15 protein-coding genes and 1 tRNA gene are annotated in these 15,659 nt (G+C 72.8%); 10 read left to right on the top strand and 6 right to left on the bottom strand.

Annotated features, from left to right (window positions below):
• Positions 1–4: 4 nt before the first annotated feature.
• The 6 genes from MU522_RS07630 (at position 5) to MU522_RS07605 (ending at position 6,396) form a co-directional block, all read left to right on the top strand.
• A complete protein-coding gene (locus tag MU522_RS07630) occupies positions 5–316 on the top strand; it encodes a hypothetical protein (protein WP_246990460.1) in 312 nt (103 codons plus the stop codon).
• Complete coding sequence (locus tag MU522_RS07625) at positions 316–1,992, top strand: helicase-associated domain-containing protein (protein WP_246990459.1); 1,677 nt, start codon at positions 316–318, stop codon at positions 1,990–1,992. Before MU522_RS07630 ends, MU522_RS07625 begins: the two co-directional genes overlap by 1 nt.
• Before the next feature lie 28 nt (positions 1,993–2,020).
• Positions 2,021–3,673, top strand: coding sequence for a DNA repair helicase XPB (locus MU522_RS07620; RefSeq protein WP_246990458.1), 1,653 nt, complete (start codon positions 2,021–2,023; stop codon positions 3,671–3,673).
• 63 nt (positions 3,674–3,736) lie between these two features.
• Complete coding sequence (locus MU522_RS07615; RefSeq protein WP_128188567.1) at positions 3,737–4,432, top strand: response regulator transcription factor; 696 nt, start codon at positions 3,737–3,739, stop codon at positions 4,430–4,432.
• 33 nt (positions 4,433–4,465) lie between these two features.
• Positions 4,466–6,043 (top strand): HAMP domain-containing sensor histidine kinase, encoded by a 1,578-nt coding sequence (locus MU522_RS07610; protein ID WP_246990457.1) that lies wholly within the window; start codon positions 4,466–4,468, stop codon positions 6,041–6,043.
• A gap of 62 nt (positions 6,044–6,105) precedes the next feature.
• Positions 6,106–6,396, top strand: coding sequence for a WXG100 family type VII secretion target (locus tag MU522_RS07605; protein ID WP_128188566.1), 291 nt, complete (start codon positions 6,106–6,108; stop codon positions 6,394–6,396).
• 334 nt (positions 6,397–6,730) lie between these two features.
• On the opposite strand, the gene groL is transcribed toward MU522_RS07605, so the two are convergent.
• The 3 genes from groL to MU522_RS07590 all read right to left on the bottom strand — a co-directional run bounded on the left by groL (position 6,731) and on the right by MU522_RS07590 (position 9,353).
• Positions 6,731–8,350: a chaperonin GroEL gene (gene groL, locus MU522_RS07600; protein WP_128188565.1), complete on the bottom strand. Its 1,620-nt coding sequence runs from the start codon at positions 8,348–8,350 to the stop codon at positions 6,731–6,733.
• A 110-nt stretch (positions 8,351–8,460) separates the two neighbouring features.
• Positions 8,461–9,003, bottom strand: a complete 543-nt coding sequence (locus tag MU522_RS07595) for a LytR C-terminal domain-containing protein (protein ID WP_246990455.1) — start codon at positions 9,001–9,003, stop codon at positions 8,461–8,463.
• Positions 9,000–9,353 carry a DUF3263 domain-containing protein gene (locus tag MU522_RS07590; RefSeq protein ID WP_246990454.1) on the bottom strand — a complete coding sequence of 118 codons (354 nt, stop codon included), beginning with the start codon at positions 9,351–9,353 and terminating at the stop codon, positions 9,000–9,002. The genes MU522_RS07595 and MU522_RS07590 overlap by 4 nt, the downstream gene beginning before the upstream one ends.
• Before the next feature lie 73 nt (positions 9,354–9,426).
• On the opposite strand from MU522_RS07590, the gene msrB reads away from it, so the two are divergent.
• A complete protein-coding gene (msrB, locus tag MU522_RS07585) occupies positions 9,427–9,825 on the top strand; it encodes a peptide-methionine (R)-S-oxide reductase MsrB (protein ID WP_128188562.1) in 399 nt (132 codons plus the stop codon).
• On the opposite strand, the gene MU522_RS07580 is transcribed toward msrB, so the two are convergent.
• Entirely contained in the window at positions 9,809–10,792 is a 984-nt protein-coding gene (locus MU522_RS07580; protein ID WP_246990453.1) for a DMT family transporter, read from the bottom strand. The two genes, msrB and MU522_RS07580, sit on opposite strands and share 17 nt — an antisense overlap.
• Positions 10,793–10,840: 48 nt before the next feature.
• Here MU522_RS07580 and MU522_RS07575 point away from each other — a divergent pair.
• Positions 10,841–10,912, top strand: a tRNA-Thr gene (locus tag MU522_RS07575).
• A 192-nt stretch (positions 10,913–11,104) separates the two neighbouring features.
• Here MU522_RS07575 and MU522_RS07570 read toward each other — a convergent pair.
• Positions 11,105–12,094 carry a thioredoxin domain-containing protein gene (locus MU522_RS07570; RefSeq protein WP_246990452.1) on the bottom strand — a complete coding sequence of 330 codons (990 nt, stop codon included), beginning with the start codon at positions 12,092–12,094 and terminating at the stop codon, positions 11,105–11,107.
• On the bottom strand, positions 12,094–12,978 hold the full coding sequence (locus MU522_RS07565) for a thioredoxin domain-containing protein (RefSeq protein ID WP_246990451.1): 885 nt from the start codon (positions 12,976–12,978) through the stop codon (positions 12,094–12,096). The genes MU522_RS07570 and MU522_RS07565 overlap by 1 nt, the downstream gene beginning before the upstream one ends.
• Positions 12,979–13,152: 174 nt before the next feature.
• Between MU522_RS07565 and ugpC the strand changes: the two genes are divergently transcribed.
• Positions 13,153–14,226, top strand: a complete 1,074-nt coding sequence (ugpC, locus tag MU522_RS07560) for a sn-glycerol-3-phosphate ABC transporter ATP-binding protein UgpC (protein ID WP_246990449.1) — start codon at positions 13,153–13,155, stop codon at positions 14,224–14,226.
• 107 nt (positions 14,227–14,333) lie between these two features.
• Positions 14,334–15,638: a DUF4032 domain-containing protein gene (locus MU522_RS07555; protein ID WP_246990448.1), complete on the top strand. Its 1,305-nt coding sequence runs from the start codon at positions 14,334–14,336 to the stop codon at positions 15,636–15,638.
• The last annotated feature ends 21 nt before the right edge of the window (positions 15,639–15,659 follow it).

Below are 15,659 nucleotides of genomic sequence, written 5' to 3'. Positions count from 1 at the left end.
TCGGATGCCGAAGGCGAGCAGCAACCCGACGCAGCGCCCCAGGAAGCGGGAGCGCGGCACCGCGACCGAGCAGCGCTCCGCGCGCGGCCTCGCTGAGCGCGTGCTCGCGATCGGCGTCGTCGCCTTCGCCGCGATCGCCCTGCTCGGCTTCGCCGCCACCATGCTCCACGTCGGCCTCCGCGACTCGGTCGAGCTCTTCGCCGCCACGCTGTGGCAGTGGGCGTTCTGGCTGCCGCTCGTGGCGCTGCCGCTCATGATCGTCTGCCTCGTCGCCCTCGTGATCGTGAGCGCCGCCGGCAAGGCCCGCAGGCGCTGATGGACGTCGTCGCGCTCGCCGCCCGCATCCAGGCGATGCCCGACGACGCGCTCGACGCGCTCGTGGTCGAGCGGCAGGCGCCGCTGCAGCTCTCCTCCACGTTCGACCTCGCCGAGCACCTGCTGTCGGATGCGTCGATCGCGCAGGCGCTCCGGTGGCGGTCGGCGGCCGAGCTGGCCGCGCTCGCCGAGGGTGGCTCGACGCCGAGGCTCGACGCGCTGCTGCTCGCCGTCGACGGCGTCGCGCTCGCGCCGGTGCGGGCCGCCGCGCGCGCAGCGCTCGAGGCCGCCGGCCTCGACGAGGCGGCCCCGCGCGCGACCGAGCCCATCGAGAGCCCGACCGCGCCGCAGCTCGCGATCGACGAGGCGATCAAGGTCGCCGAGCTCGTGCACCGCATCGCCGACCACCCCGTCGTGCTCCGCAGCCGCTCCCAGCTGCCCGCGGCCGTCGCGCGCGACCTCGCCGAGGCGGTGGACGCCGACCCGGCGCAGCTCGAGGAGCGGCTCGAGCCCGCGCTCCTCGCCGGCCTCGTCGACCGCTCCGACGGGCGGCTGCGCGCCACCGTCGACGCCGACGCCTGGCTCGCCGCCCCCGTGCCCGACCGCTGGCTCGTGCTCGCGCAGGCCTGGCTCGCCGCCACCCCCGACGTCGAGGCGGTCGCGGGCGACCCGCGCACGGGCTTCCCGCTCGCCGGCGACGCCGAGCGCGCGGTGCGCGAGCGGCAGCACCGGCAGGCGCAGCGGCTCGGCATCGTCGATCGCGGCGCGCTCACGACGCTCGCCGCCGACCTCCAGGGCGGGCGCACCGTCGACGGCGAGCCGGCCGCCCGCGCCGCGCTCGCCGCCCACGTGCCGCCGGCCACCGCATCCGTCTACCTCCAGCCCGACCTGTCGGCCGTCGCGCCCGGGCCGCTCACGCCCGAGGTCGAGTCGCGCCTGCGCCGCATCGCCCGCATCGAGCGCGCCGGCATCGCCTCGCAGTGGCGCATCACGGCGCAGAGCATCACCGCGGGCCTTGCCGGCGGCGAGACCGCCGAGGGGCTGCTCGCCTTCCTCGCCGACGCCTCGCTCACGGGGCTCCCGCAGCCGGTCGCCTACCTCGTGCGCGACACCGCCGCCCGCTTCGGCAGCCTGCGCGTGCGCGCCGTCGACCCCGTCGCCGAGGGCGGCGCCCGCTCGCAGGCGCGCAGCGACGACGCGCAGCTCATCCGCACCATCGCCGTCGACCGGGCGCTCGCCGCGATCGGGCCCGCGCAGACCGGGCCCCACCGCGTGACCTTCCGCCCGAGCGCCGAGGAGGCGCTCGACGCTCTGCTCGACGAGCGCTACCCCGCGGTGCTCGAGGACGAGCGCGGCGAGCTCGTCGTGCGCGTGCCCGAGCGCGCGCCGCGGCGCGAGCGCGAGCAGCACCGGCTCGTGGCGCGCCTGCGCGACGCCGGCTTCGAGGTGGGCGAGCACGAGCGCGCCTGGCTCGAGCGGCAGCTGCAGACCGCCGTGCGCGAGCGCGTGCCGGTGCGGCTGACGCTCATGACCGCCACCGATCCGGTCGACATCGAGCTCGTGCCGCTCGCCGTCGCGAACGGGCGCCTGCGGGCGCGGGACGCGAACCGCGACGTCGAGCGCACCCTGCCGCTCAGCGCGATCACGAAGGTCGCGGGGCTGGGTGCGCTGAGCTGACCACCGCGCGGCAGTAGGCTGGAACGCTATGGATCAGCCCGGCCCGCTCATCGTCCAGTCCGACAGGACTGTGCTGCTCGAAGTCGCACACCCCGACGCCGCCGCCGCGAGGCAGGCGCTGCAGGTGTTCGCCGAGCTCGAGCGCGCGCCCGAGCACATCCACACCTACCGCGTCACGCGCCTGGGCCTGTGGAACGCCCGCGCCGCGGGCCACACCGCCGACGAGATCATCGGCACCCTCGACCGGCACGCGAAGTTCCCCGTGCCCGCCGGCGTCGCGCAGGACATCCGCGAGACGATCGGCCGCTACGGCCGCCTCGTCATCGAGCGCGACGACGAGGGGCTCGTGCTGCGCAGCCAGGACCGCCCCGTGCTCGAGGAGGTGCGGCGCTCGCGCAAGATCGCGCCGCTGCTCGGCGGCCCCGCCGGCGACGGCATCCGCGTCGTCGACTGGGCGCGCGGCGAGCTGAAGCAGGAGCTCGTGAAGCTCGGCTGGCCCGCCGAGGACCTCGCCGGCTACACGCCCGGCACCCCGCTCGAGATCGACCTCGTCGAGGACGGCTGGAGCATGCGGCCGTACCAGTCGGATGCGGTGACGCACTTCTCGGAGGCCGGCTCAGGCGTCGTCGTGCTCCCGTGCGGCGCGGGCAAGACGATCGTCGGCGCCGCGGCCATGGCCGCGACCGACACCACCACGCTCATCCTCGTCACCAACACCGTGTCGGCCAGGCAATGGCGCAGCGAGCTGCTCGCTCGCACGAGCCTCACCGAGGACGAGATCGGCGAGTACTCCGGGCAGAGCAAGGAGATCAAGCCGGTCACGATCGCGACCTACCAGATCCTCACGGTCAAGCGCGGCGGAGAGTACGCGCACCTCGGCGTGCTCGACGCGCTCGACTGGGGCCTCATCGTCTATGACGAGGTGCACCTGCTGCCGGCGCCGGTCTTCAAGCTCACCGCCGACCTGCAGGCGCGCCGCCGTCTCGGCCTCACCGCGACGCTCGTGCGCGAGGACGGCCGCGAGTCCGACGTCTTCAGCCTCATCGGCCCGAAGCGGTTCGACGCGCCCTGGAAGGAGATCGAGCAGCAGGGGTTCATCGCGCCGGCCGCGTGCTTCGAGGTGCGCATCGACCTCGACGAGGACGCGCGGCTCGAGTACGCCGCCTCCACCGACCGCGACCGCTACCGGATCGCCGCCTCGAGCCCCCGCAAGATCCAGACCGTGCGGCGCATCCTCGACCAGCACCCCGACGAGCCGACGCTCGTCATCGGCCAGTACCTCGACCAGCTCGACGACCTCGCGGCGGCGCTCGACGCACCGCTCATCACCGGCGAGACGCCCGTCTCCGAGCGCGAGCAGCTGTTCCAGGCGTTCCGCGACGGCAGCGAGCGGGTGCTCGTGGTGTCGAAGGTCGCCAACTTCTCGGTCGACCTGCCGGACGCGTCGCTCGCGGTGCAGGTCTCGGGCTCGTTCGGCTCGCGGCAGGAGGAGGCGCAGCGCCTCGGCCGCCTGCTGCGGCCCAAGGGCGGCCGCACGGCGAGCTTCTACACCGTCGTCGCGCGCGACACGGTCGACCAGGAGTTCGCGCTCGGCCGGCAGCGCTTCCTCGCCGAGCAGGGCTACGCCTACACGATCCTCGACGAGCACGACCTCGGCGTCGCCGACCACGCGATCGTCTGACCGCTTGCACGACGTCCCGCTGACTCTCAGGAAGTACTCAGCGGACGACCAGAGACTGAACCCATGACCGAACCCAGCGCCAAGATCCTCGTCGTCGACGACGAGCCCCACATCCGCGACCTGCTGACCACGAGCCTGAGGTTCTCGGGCTTCGACGTGCGCGCCGTCGGCGCGGGCGCCGCCGCCATCTCGGCGGTGCTCGAGGACGAGCCCGACCTCATCCTGCTCGACGTGATGCTCCCCGACATCAGCGGCTTCGGCGTGACCAAGCGCCTCCGCGCATCGGGCTTCACCTCCCCCATCCTCTTCCTCACCGCGAAGGACGACACGGAGGACAAGATCACCGGCCTCACCGTCGGCGGCGACGACTACGTCACGAAGCCCTTCTCGCTCGACGAGATCATCGCGCGCATCAAGGCGATCCTCCGCCGCACCATGGCCGAGGCCGACGACGCCACGATCCACGTCGGCGACCTGGCGATGAACCAGGACACGCACGAGGTGACCGTGCGCGGCGCCGAGATCGAGCTCTCCCCCACCGAGTTCAAGCTGCTTCGCTACCTCATGCTCAACGCGAACCGCGTGCTGTCGAAGGCGCAGATCCTCGACCACGTGTGGGAGTACGACTTCAACGGCGACGTCGGCATCGTGGAGTCGTACATCTCGTACCTCCGCCGCAAGATCGACGACGGCAGCAGCGACCCGATGATCGTCACGAAGCGCGGCTTCGGCTACATGCTGAAGTCCCCCAAGGCGTAGGTGGTCGGGCGCCTCAGGAGCCTGCTCGGCCGCATGTCGCTGGCCGGGCGCATCAGCGCGCTGACGGTGCTCGTGATGGCGCTCGGCCTCGCGCTCGCCGGCGTCGGCACGCTCGCGATCATCCGCGACGCGCAGCTCGCCGAGCGCGACATCGAGATCGAGCAGGCGATGCGCGCGTTCACGAGCGAGCCGGTGACGCGCTCCGACTCGCCCGAGCAGTGCGACCTGGCCCAGCGCATGCCGAACACCTACTTCCTGGGGGTCGCCGACGCATCCGGCACCGTCCTGTGCGACAACAAGCTCCCAGGGCCGGCCAACCCCGACGTGAGCGGCATCGACATCGGCACGGTCGTCAGCCAGGACGAGGCGTTCACCGTCCCCTCCATCGACGGGCAGACCCGGTGGCGGATGCTCGTGGCACCGACGACCGTCGAGGGCTCGGGTGAGCTGCTCGTCTCGATCGTCGCCGCCGACATGACCTCGATCGAGACGTCGACGGCCACCTTCACGCTCGTGTTCGCCGGGTTCTCGGTGCTCGCGATCGTGCTGGGCGCCGCCCTCACGCGCATCCTCGCCGTCTCGACCCTGCGGGGGCTGCGCAGCGTCGCGTCGGAGGCGCAGCGCTTCGCCGACGGCGACTACGACACGCGCCTCACCGGCGAGCACCCGCACACCGAGGTGGGGTCGCTGCAGCAGTCGCTCAACGCCATGCTCGACCGCATCGAGGCCGCGATCGAGCAGCGCGACGAGTCGGTCGCGCAGATGCGGCAGTTCGTGGGCGACGCGAGCCACGAGCTGCGCACGCCGCTCGTGTCGGTGCGCGGCTACGCCGAGCTCTACCGGATGGGCGCGATCACGAAGCCCGAGGATGTCGGCAGCGCCATGGAGCGCATCGAGGGCGAGGCGAAGCGCATGGCCCGGCTCGTCGAGGACCTCCTGCAGCTCGCGCGCCTCGACGAGCGCCGGCCGCTCGACCTGCAGCCGCTCGATCTCGTGCCGCTCGTCAACGACGCGGCGAGCGACACCCGCGTCGGCGCTCCCGAGCGGCACGTGCAGGTGCTGCCGGTCGACGCGGACGCGCTCGGCCCGGTCGCCGGCGCCGAGGACGACGCGCCGACCGCGCTCTTCACGCCGCCGCCGCTCACGCCACCCGCGATCGTGCTGGGCGACGAGCTCTCGCTGCGGCAGGTCATCTCCAACCTGATCGGCAACGCGCTGCGCTACACGCCCGAGGGCAGCCCGATCGAGCTCGGCGTCGGCGTCGCGACGCGCCGCCGCGAGGCGATCGTGCTCGTCATCGACCACGGGCCCGGCGTGCCGGAGGACCTCCGCCACCGCATCTTCCAGCGCTTCTACCGCGCCGACCCGTCGCGCACCCGCGAGAGCGGCGGCAGCGGGCTGGGCCTCGCGATCGTGCGCGGCATCGTGCGCGCCCACCACGGGCGGGTCGACGTGGTCGACACCCCGGGCGGCGGCGCGACGTTCCGCGTCGCCATCCCGCTCGCCGACGACCGCGCCGTCATGGCGCTCAGCGAGCGGCTGCGCCCCGACGCGAGCACCACCACCGGCGGCGGCCGCGATCCACAGGTGCCGCTGCGCGGGCTCGCCTGAGGCGCGGAACTCCGTACGGTGTGCCCTCGAGCGCGGATGCGCCGCGCAGGAGAGAGGGCATCATGAGCAGGTTCGTCGTCGACGCCGACGCCATCCACGGCGCGCACGTGGCGGTGCGCGGCACCGCCTCGCGGCTGCAGTCCGAGGCCGCCGCCATGCACGGACAGCTGCAGGCGCTGCAGGACTCGTGGACGGGGCAGGCGTCCGTCGCGTTCCAGGGCGTGCTGCAGGACTGGCGCGCCACCCAGCTGCGGGTGGAGGAGTCGCTCGCGAGCATCAACGAGGCGCTCGCGCACGCCGGCAGGCAGTACGCGGAGGTGGAGCAGGGGAACGCGCGGATGTTCGCCGGCTGACCCTCGCTCCCTCCGGTGGTCGAGTAGCCGCCGCTCACCTCACCCGCTGGTCGAGTAGCCGCCGCAGGCGGCGTATCGAGACCACCGCCGCACAACCCGCTGGTCGAGTAGGCGTTCACCTCCCGCTGGTCGAGTAGGCGTTCACCTCCCGCTGGTCGAGTAGCCGCCGCAGGCGGCGTATCGAGACCATGACACGGGCAAAGGGCCCCAGCACTGCTGCTGGGGCCCTTCGCTCGGTGGACGGGGTCTCGATACGCGGCCGCCGTCGGCGGCCGCTACTCGACCTTGAGTCCTCCGGCGTCAGGTCCGCGTCGCGGACCTGACGCCTGCGGACTCAAAAGTCCATGCCACCCGTCGGGTCGGCCGGCATGGCCTGCGCCTTCTCGGGCTTGTCGGCGACGACGGCCTCCGTGGTGAGGAAGAGGCCGGCGATCGACGCGGCGTTGGCGAGCGCGGAGCGCGTCACCTTCACCGGGTCGGCGATGCCCGCGGCGAGCATGTCGACGTACTCGCCCGTGGCGGCGTTCAGGCCGTGGCCGACCGGGAGGCCGCGCACCTTCTCGGCGACGACGCCCGGCTCGAGGCCGGCGTTCAGCGCGATCTGCTTCAGCGGAGCGTCGACGGCCACGCGCACGATGTTCGCGCCCGTCGCCTCGTCGCCCGTGAGCTCGAGGCCCTCGAACGCCGTCTTCGCGGCCTGGATGAGGGCGACGCCACCACCGGCGACGATGCCCTCCTCGACGGCTGCCTTCGCGTTGCGCACGGCGTCCTCGATGCGGTGCTTGCGCTCCTTCAGCTCGACCTCGGTCGCGGCACCCGCCTTGATGACGGCCACGCCGCCGGCGAGCTTCGCGAGCCGCTCCTGCAGCTTCTCGCGGTCGTAGTCGCTGTCGGTGTTCTCGATCTCCGAGCGGATCTGGCGCACGCGACCGGCGATCGCGTCGGCCTCGCCGGCGCCCTCGACGATGGTCGTCTCGTCCTTCGTGATGACGACCTTGCGCGCACGGCCCAGCAGGTCGAGCGTGGCGTTCTCGAGCTTGAGGCCGACCTCCTCGGAGATCACCTGGCCGCCCGTGAGGATCGCCATGTCGGCGAGCATCGCCTTGCGGCGGTCACCGAAGCCGGGGGCCTTGACGGCGACCGACTTGAAGATGCCGCGGATCTTGTTCACGACGAGCGTGGCCAGGGCCTCGCCCTCGACGTCCTCGGCGATGATGACGAGCTGCTTGCCCGCCTGGATCACCTTGTCGACGATCGGGAGCAGGTCCTTGATGTTCGAGATCTTCGAGTTGACGATCAGGATGTACGGGTCCTCGAAGACCGTCTCCTGGCGCTCGGGGTCCGTGACGAAGTACTGCGACAGGAAGCCCTTGTCGAAGCGCATGCCCTCGGTGAGCTCGAGCTCGGTGCCGAAGGTGTTCGACTCCTCGACGGTGACGACGCCCTCCTTGCCGACCTTGTCGATGGCCTCGGCGATGAGCTCGCCGATCTCCGGGTCGGCGGCCGAGATCGATGCCGTCGCGGCGATCTCCGCCTTGGTCTCGACCTCCTTGGCGTTGGCGAGCAGCTGCTCGCTCACCGCGGCGGTGGCCTTCTCGATGCCGCGCTTGAGGCTGATCGGGTCGGCGCCCGCAGCCACGTTGCGCAGGCCCTCGCGGACGAGCGCCTGAGCGAGCACGGTCGCCGTCGTCGTGCCGTCGCCGGCGACGTCGTCGGTCTTCTTCGCGACCTCCTTGACGAGCTCGGCGCCGATCTTCTCGAACGGCTCCTCGAGCTCGATCTCCTTGGCGATCGAGACGCCGTCGTTCGTGATGGTGGGGGCGCCCCACTTCTTCTCGAGCACGACGTTGCGGCCGCGCGGGCCGAGGGTCACCTTCACCGCGTCGGCGAGCGTGTTGAGTCCACGCTCCAGCCCGCGACGGGCCTCCTCGTTGAATGCGATCATCTTTGCCATTGCAGTTCGTCCCTCCTGGACGCTGTGGACGTTCAACTGGCACTCCGACGAAGGGAGTGCCAGTAGCCAAGTCTGGCACTCGACCCATGCGAGTGCAAGCCGCGCGAGGCTCAGGGCTCGGGCGCGTGCGAGACCTCGCTGTCGACGTCCGGCTCCGTGCTCGGCGCGGTGCCCACAGCATCCGTGCCGAGCACCACCGTGATGGGCGTGCCCGAGATGCGGCCGTCCGACTGCAGCGCCTCGCCGACCCCGAGCTGCTGGGCGATGCCGCGCGCGACCGGCTCGAGCTCGGGCGCGTCGAACCACACGACCGTGCGGTCGTCGCCGCCCGTGCTGCCGCCGGTCGCCACGACCGGCCAGCCGGCGTCCGCGAGCGCCTGGCCGACGCCCGCCGCGAAGGCGTGGTCGTCGCCGTCCTCGTCGAGCACGGTGATGGATGCGTCGAGCGCCGGGTCGATCTGGCTCGGGTCGGTCACCACGGCGGGCGCGGTCTCGGTCGGCACCGGCGCCTGCGGCCGGAGGCGGTCGAGCGCGAAGAGGCCGACCGCCGTCAGCACGACGGCGACCGCGAGCGCGCCCAGCAGGATCGCCCAGCGCGGCCAGCTGCGCGTCGACGCCGATCGGTGGGCGCCGACCCGGTGCGGCCGGCTCACCGGCCCTCGCGCAGGCTGAGCAGCCGCCGCACGAGCATCGGGTCGTGGCGCAGCGCCTCGGTCGTCTCGAGCACGCCGTCGAGCACCTGGTAGTAGCGCGTCGTCGTCCAGCCGAACTCGGCGCGGATCGCGCGCGCCTTCGCGCCGCCGTGGCTCGTCCAGCCGGCCTCGAAGTCGAGGAGGCGGCGGATGCGCGCCTCGCGCGCCGCCTGCAGGTCGTGCGCCGACGCATCCGTCACCGCCGCCGGGCCCGGCGACGCGGGCTCGGTCTGCGAGTCCGCGGCCGCGAACGCGAGGGCGGCCGCCTCGTCGGCGGAGGCCTCCCTGCGCGGGCGAGGGTCGGTCGGCATGCCCTCGATCCTACGACCGGCGCAGGCGTCCGCTCACCGCGAAACGCGAGCCGGGCGGGCGTAGCATCGAGGCATGACCCCTTCGATCGATCGCTCCGACGCCGAGTGGCGCGAGGCCCTCTCCCCCGACGCCTACCGGGTGCTGCGCGAGGCCGGCACCGAGCGCCCCTGGACGGGCGCGCTGCTCGACGAGCAGCGGCAGGGCGTCTACGCCTGCGGCGCGTGCGGCAACGAGCTCTTCGACGACGAGACGAAGTTCGACTCCGGCTGCGGCTGGCCGAGCTTCTTCGACGCGCGCGACGACGCGGTCGAGCTCATCGAGGACCGCTCGCTCGGCATGGTGCGCACCGAGGTGCGCTGCGCGAAGTGCGGCAGCCACCTGGGCCACGTGTTCAAGGACGCGCCGCAGACCCCGACGGGCGACCGGTTCTGCATGAACTCGCTCGCGATGACCTTCACGCCCGAGGACTGACCCGGGGCCTCCTGCGCCGCATCGCCGAGACGGCGACCGCGACGATCGTGAGTGCGGCGCCGATGAGCGACCACACCGTCACCGGGTGACCGGCGGGCAGCAGCGCGTCGAGCAGGAGCGACGTGACGACCTGCCCGCAGATGACGCCGAGGCCCATCGTGAGCACGCCCAGGTGGTGCACCGCGACCGACATGAGCGCGATGAACATGATGCCGAGCACCCCGCCGGCGTAGAGCCACGGCTCGGTCGGCAGCGGCTGCGCGGTGACGCCCGCCGCGGTCTGCACGAGCACGATCGCGCCGAGCGCGATGGTGCCGACCAGGAAGTTCGAGACCGTCTGCGCCATCGCTGAGCCCGAGCGGCGCTGCACGATGCCGCCGAACGCCTGCTGCACCGACTGCAGCAGGCCCGCGATGAACGGCAGCACGACGAGCCAGGCGCCCTCGAGCCGGCCTGCGCCGACGAGCGCCACCGCCACCGCGACGAGGGCGAGCAGCGCGCCGAGCACGCGCTGCGGCGTGATGTGCTTGCGCGCGAGCCCGCCGATGCCCAGGCGGTCGATGAGCAGACCGCTGACGGTCTGGCCGGCCACCACCCCCACCGTGTAGAGCGCGACGCCGGTCGTGCCGACGACGAGGCCCTGCGTCGCCACGAGGAACGCGCCGAACAGGCCCGTGGAGGCGAACCACCACGGCAGCGTGCCGTCGCGGAGCACGCCCACGAGCCGCCGCAGGCCGGCGCGGATGCCGGGCGAGACGGCGAGCAGCGCCGCGAGCACCGCGAGCCCCACGCCGAACGAGATGAGCGCGGCGAGCATGCCGTGCTCGAGCCGGGCGCCGAGCTCGCCGTTGATGCGGCTCTGGATGGCGAGGCCCGTGCCGGCCGTGACCGAGGCGAGCACCCACAGCAGCCCGCCGAGGCCGGGCGCCGCGTCGCGCTGGGTGCTGGACGGGCGCAGTCGACTCACCGGTCAAGCCTAGAATGGCGGGGCGCCGCGGGCGAATCCGCCCGGCCGGCCTCCTTAGCTCAGTGGTAGAGCAACGCTCTTGTAAAGCGTAGGTCGTCAGTTCGATCCTGACAGGGGGCTCCCTCCCTCATTCCCTCTCCTGCCGAGTGGCGCCTTGCGCGATCGAGTGGCGCCTTGCACGATCGAGTGGCGCGTTGCGCGATCCAGTGGCGCCACTCGATCGCCGAGCGCGCCACTCGATCACCGGAGGCGCCACTCAGACGCGGGAGGCGCCACTCGGCCGGCAGGCGGCGAACAGGGCCGGCGGCGCGGCTAGGAGGGCTGCTGCTCCGCCACGAAGGCGGCGAGCGCCGCGGGGTCGCTCACGTCGCCGGCGAAGGTGACGCCGTCGACGATCACCGTCGGCACCCCGCGCAGCGGCTCGACGCCCTGCAGCGGCTGCTCGATCGCGCGCACCGTCGCCTGCCGCACCCACCACGCGAAGTCGGCACCGTCGATGCACGCGCCCACGTCGGCGCCGTGCTCGGCGGCGAGCGCCGTCACCTCGCTCGCCTCGAACGGCCGCTCCTGCAGATGGGCGACGAGCGCCGTCTGGAAGGGCCGGTACGCGTCGGGCGCGCCGTCCGCGACGCACGCGAGCGCGTTCGCCCCGAGCGTCGACGCGTAGCCGTTCTCGATCTGGTCGCCGAGCGACACCGGCAGGTACGACACCCGGGCCTGGCCCGCATCCGCCATGGACGTCAGCTGCTCGCCGCTCGCGGTGAGCAGCCGCGCGCAGTACTCGCACGACGCGTCGAGCACGACGAGGATGTCGTGCACCCCGGATGCCTCGGGCAGCGCCTCGGGGACGCCGTCGGCGGGCACGGGGTCGGCCTCGATCGCGCCGCCCGCCTCGAAGGCGATGGCGTCGGCCATGTTCGCGGGCCCGTCGGCCGCGCCGAGCGTGACGATCTCGCCGCCGAGCTCCTGCTGCAGCGCCTCGAGCGCCGGGTCGCGGATCACCCAGCGGCCCGACACGAGCACCGTCTGCTCCTGCAGCTGGCGCTGCGTGGCGATCGCCTGCGCGGCGTCGGCGTCGGGAGCGAGGATCAGCTCGGTGTCGGCGCCGCACGCGGCGACCACCGGGTCGTCCTCGGAGGCGCGGTACTGCTCCACGAGCTCGGCGCACTCGCCGCCGGCCTCGAGGTAGGCGGCGCCCAGCTCGCCGATCGTGGTGATCGGCGGCGGGGGCGTCGCAGCGCACCCTGCGAGCAGTGCGAGCGCGGCGACCGCGCCCCCTGCCAGCAGGGTGCGCAGGCGCATCAGCCCTCGCTCGGGGCGGGCGTCTCGGTCGGCTCGCCGCCCTGCTGGCCGGCGGCCGCGGTGACGAACGCCTGGAAGCCGGCGGCGTCGGCGGGCGAGCCCGGGTACTTCTGGCCGTCGACGATGACCGTCGGCGTGCGGTCGGCGACCACGCCGTCGGTGCCGGGCAGCGGCTGCGTGCCGGCGCGCACGGTGGCGTCCTCGGCCCAGCTCATGAAGCGGCCCTCGTTGATGCAGTCGGCGAGGCCGCCCTCGGTGTCGATGCCGGCGCCCTGCGCGAGGCCGATGATCTCCTCGTTGGTGAGGCCCGCGGTCGACTCGGCCGGCTGGTTGTCGTACATGGCCGAGTTGAAGGCCCAGAACTGGTCGGGCGCGAACTCGGCGACGCAGCCGGCGGCCGACGCGGCGCGGGTCGAGAACTTCGTGCCGAGCGAGGCGCGGTCGAGGATCGTGATCGGGTGGATCTCGACGGTGGCGGCGCCGGTCTGCATGAGCTGCTCGAGCGTCGCGCGGTTGGCCTCGTCGAACGTGCCGCACACGGGGCACATGTAGTCCTGGTAGATCTCGATCTGCACGACGTCGTCGCGCGGCTCGGTCGGCGTCGGCTCGGCGTCCGCGGGCGTCGCGGCGGTGCGCTCGGCGACGAAGTCCTGGCCGATGACGATGCCGTTCGAGGCCATGTTCTCGGGGCCGGGGCCGGCGGGCCGGATGCTGTTGACGATCACGACCGCCACGATCGCGACGATCGCCACCGCGGCGACGATGATGCCGCCCACGGTGAGGCCCTTCTTCAGTCGTTCGCGCCGCTGGCGCTCCTCCTGCATCTTGCGGGCCTGCTCCCGCGCCTGGGCGCGACGCTCGTTCTTCGTCAGCTTCTCGGTCATGCGTCCTGTCCTGGGGTCGGCCGGGATGTGTCGGCGGTCGGCGCGGAGGGATCGCACCGTCCCTCTAGGGTACCGGGCCGCCGACGTGCCAGGATGTCCCTGCGGGCGATGCCGCCCGTCCTCACCACTACGGATCGTCCGGCACGTCCCTGCCGGTGGAAAGGAAGCACGACGATGGCGTCTGTGACGTTCGACAACGCAACCCGGCTCTATCCGGGGAGCACCAAGCCCGCGGTCGACTCGATCGACCTGGAGATCGCCGACGGCGAGTTCCTCGTCCTGGTCGGCCCCTCCGGCTGCGGCAAGTCCACCACCCTCCGCATGCTCGCGGGCCTCGAGGAGGTCAACGACGGCCGGATCATGATCGGCGACCGCGACGTCACCGACATGCCGCCGAAGGACCGCGACATCGCGATGGTCTTCCAGAACTACGCGCTGTACCCGCACATGACGGTGGCCGAGAACATGGGCTTCGCGCTCAAGATCGCGGGCGTCGCCAAGGAGGAGCGCGCGAAGCGCGTCGAGGAGGCGGCGAAGCTGCTCGACCTCGAGCCTTACCTCGGCCGCAAGCCGAAGGCGCTCTCGGGCGGCCAGCGCCAGCGCGTCGCCATGGGCCGCGCGATCGTGCGCCAGCCGCAGGTGTTCCTCATGGACGAGCCGCTGTCGAACCTCGACGCCAAGCTGCGCGTGCAGACGCGCACGCAGATCGCGTCGCTGCAGCGCCGCCTCGGCGTCACGACCGTCTACGTCACGCACGACCAGACCGAGGCGCTCACGATGGGCGACCGCATCGCGGTGCTGAAGGACGGCATCCTGCAGCAGGTCGGCACGCCGCGCGACCTCTACGCGAACCCGGCGAACGTCTTCGTCGCCGGCTTCATCGGCAGCCCGGCCATGAACCTCATGTCGCTGCAGATGAGCGACCAGGGCGTGCACTTCGGCCAGCACCTCACCACCATCGAGCGCGAGCGGCTCGCGAAGGCGAAGGAGGGCGTCGTCGTGGGCGTCCGCCCCGAGGACGTCTCGGTCTCCGAGCAGGGCGACGGCCTGCCGGTCGAGGTCGACCTCGTCGAGGAGCTCGGCGCCGACGGCTACCTGTACGGCCACGCCGACGTCGAGGGCAAGCGCGTCGACATCGTCGCGCGCGTCGACGGCCGCAACCACGCGACCGCCGGCGACACGGTCTTCATCACGCCCGACCCGACGCACCTGCACGTGTTCGACAAGGAGTCGGGCACGCGCCTCTGAGCGCGCACCGAGCGACGGGCCCCGGCATCGCGCCGGGGCCCGTCGCCGCGTCCGCAGGCGCCGGGATCGCTCCTGGGCGGATGCGCGGGCGGGCCTACGATGGCCGCATGCGCTCCGACATGCGGATCACCTCCTCGGTGATGGACGCGACGCTGCTCGACCTGCCCTGGGACCTGCCGCTCGACGAGTGGAGCGAGGACGACGTCGTGCAGCTGCCCAAGGGCATCTCGCGCCACCTCGTGCGCTTCGCGCGGCTGAACGGCCGGGTGGTCGCCATCAAGGAGACGACCGAGGAGATGGCGTCGCGGGAGTACTCGATGCTCCGCACCCTGCAGCGCCTCGACGTGCCGTGCGTCGAGCCGCTCGCGGTGATCGCGGGGCGCTCGGACGCCGACGGCGAGCCGTTGAACGCCGCGCTCGTGACCCGGCACCTGCGCTTCTCGCTCCCCTACCGCGCGCTCTACTCCTCCTCGATGCAGCCGTCGACCGCGCAGCGCCTCGTCGACGCCCTCGCGGGCCTGCTCGTGCGGCTGCACCTCGTGGGCTTCTACTGGGGCGACGTGTCGCTGTCGAACACACTGTTCCGCCGCGACGCTGGCGCCTTCGCCGCCTACCTCGTCGACGCTGAGACCGGCACCCTCGAGCGCGACGGTCTCTCGGACGGCCGCCGCGAGGACGATCTCGAGGTCGCGCGCGTCAACATCGCGGGCGAGCTGCTCGACCTCGCCGCCGGCGAGCGCCTCGACCCGTCGATCGACCCCGTCGCGGTCGCCGGCTCCATCGTCGAGCAGTACCGCTCGCTGTGGCACGAGCTCACCACCGAGCAGGTGATCCCCGCCTCGGAGCGCTGGCGCATCCGCGACCGCATCGAGCGCCTGAACCTGCTGGGCTTCGACATCGAGGAGCTCTCGATCAGCACGGGCGACGGCGGCACGACCGTGCGCATCCAGCCCAAGGTCGTCGACCCCGGGCACCACCACCGGCGGCTGCAGTCGCTCACGGGCATCGACGCGCAGGAGAACCAGGCGCGGCGGCTGCTCAACGACCTCGACGAGTACGTCGCCGTGCAGCACGACCAGCGCCCGAACGTCGGCGACGAGGCGCTCGCCAACGAGTGGTTCGAGCAGGTCTTCGCGCCGATCGTGGAGTCGGTGCCGCTCGAGCTGCGCGGCAAGCTCGAGGGCCCCGAGGTGTTCCACCACGTGCTCGAGCACCGCTGGTACCTGTCGGAGCAGCGCCAGTGCGAGGTGCCGCTCGTCGAGGCGGCCGCGAGCTACATCGAGACGCAGCTCGCCTACCTGCGCGACGAGGCGGCGCTGCTCAACGTGCCGACGACGATGACGATGCCGATCGTCACCCTGCAGGACCTGCAGGACGACGACGACGGCGGCGACTGGCGCGACAAGGTCTGACCCGCCCGGCGCTGCGCCGGG

It is taken from the genome of Agrococcus sp. SCSIO52902 (assembly GCF_022983135.1).
GTDB classification, from domain to species: Bacteria; Actinomycetota; Actinomycetes; order Actinomycetales; family Microbacteriaceae; genus Agrococcus; species Agrococcus sediminis.
This window is presented reverse-complemented; position numbering and strand designations above follow the sequence as displayed.

Excerpts from the sequence above, each read along its gene's own strand:
- MU522_RS07625 (WP_246990459.1), top strand. The coding sequence starts at position 316 with ATGGACGTCGTCGCGCTCGCCGCCCGCATCCAGGCGATGCCCGACGAC.
- MU522_RS07615 (WP_128188567.1), top strand. The coding sequence starts at position 3,737 with ATGACCGAACCCAGCGCCAAGATCCTCGTCGTCGACGACGAGCCCCAC.
- MU522_RS07610 (WP_246990457.1), top strand. The coding sequence starts at position 4,466 with ATGTCGCTGGCCGGGCGCATCAGCGCGCTGACGGTGCTCGTGATGGCG.
- groL (WP_128188565.1), bottom strand. The coding sequence starts at position 8,350 with ATGGCAAAGATGATCGCATTCAACGAGGAGGCCCGTCGCGGGCTGGAG.
- MU522_RS07570 (WP_246990452.1), bottom strand. The coding sequence starts at position 12,094 with ATGCGCCTGCGCACCCTGCTGGCAGGGGGCGCGGTCGCCGCGCTCGCA.
- MU522_RS07565 (WP_246990451.1), bottom strand. The coding sequence starts at position 12,978 with ATGACCGAGAAGCTGACGAAGAACGAGCGTCGCGCCCAGGCGCGGGAG.
- MU522_RS07590 (WP_246990454.1), bottom strand. The coding sequence starts at position 9,353 with ATGCCGACCGACCCTCGCCCGCGCAGGGAGGCCTCCGCCGACGAGGCG.
- MU522_RS07620 (WP_246990458.1), top strand. The coding sequence starts at position 2,021 with ATGGATCAGCCCGGCCCGCTCATCGTCCAGTCCGACAGGACTGTGCTG.
- MU522_RS07605 (WP_128188566.1), top strand. The coding sequence starts at position 6,106 with ATGAGCAGGTTCGTCGTCGACGCCGACGCCATCCACGGCGCGCACGTG.
- msrB (WP_128188562.1), top strand. The coding sequence starts at position 9,427 with ATGACCCCTTCGATCGATCGCTCCGACGCCGAGTGGCGCGAGGCCCTC.
- ugpC (WP_246990449.1), top strand. The coding sequence starts at position 13,153 with ATGGCGTCTGTGACGTTCGACAACGCAACCCGGCTCTATCCGGGGAGC.
- MU522_RS07555 (WP_246990448.1), top strand. The coding sequence starts at position 14,334 with ATGCGCTCCGACATGCGGATCACCTCCTCGGTGATGGACGCGACGCTG.
- MU522_RS07630 (WP_246990460.1), top strand. The coding sequence starts at position 5 with ATGCCGAAGGCGAGCAGCAACCCGACGCAGCGCCCCAGGAAGCGGGAG.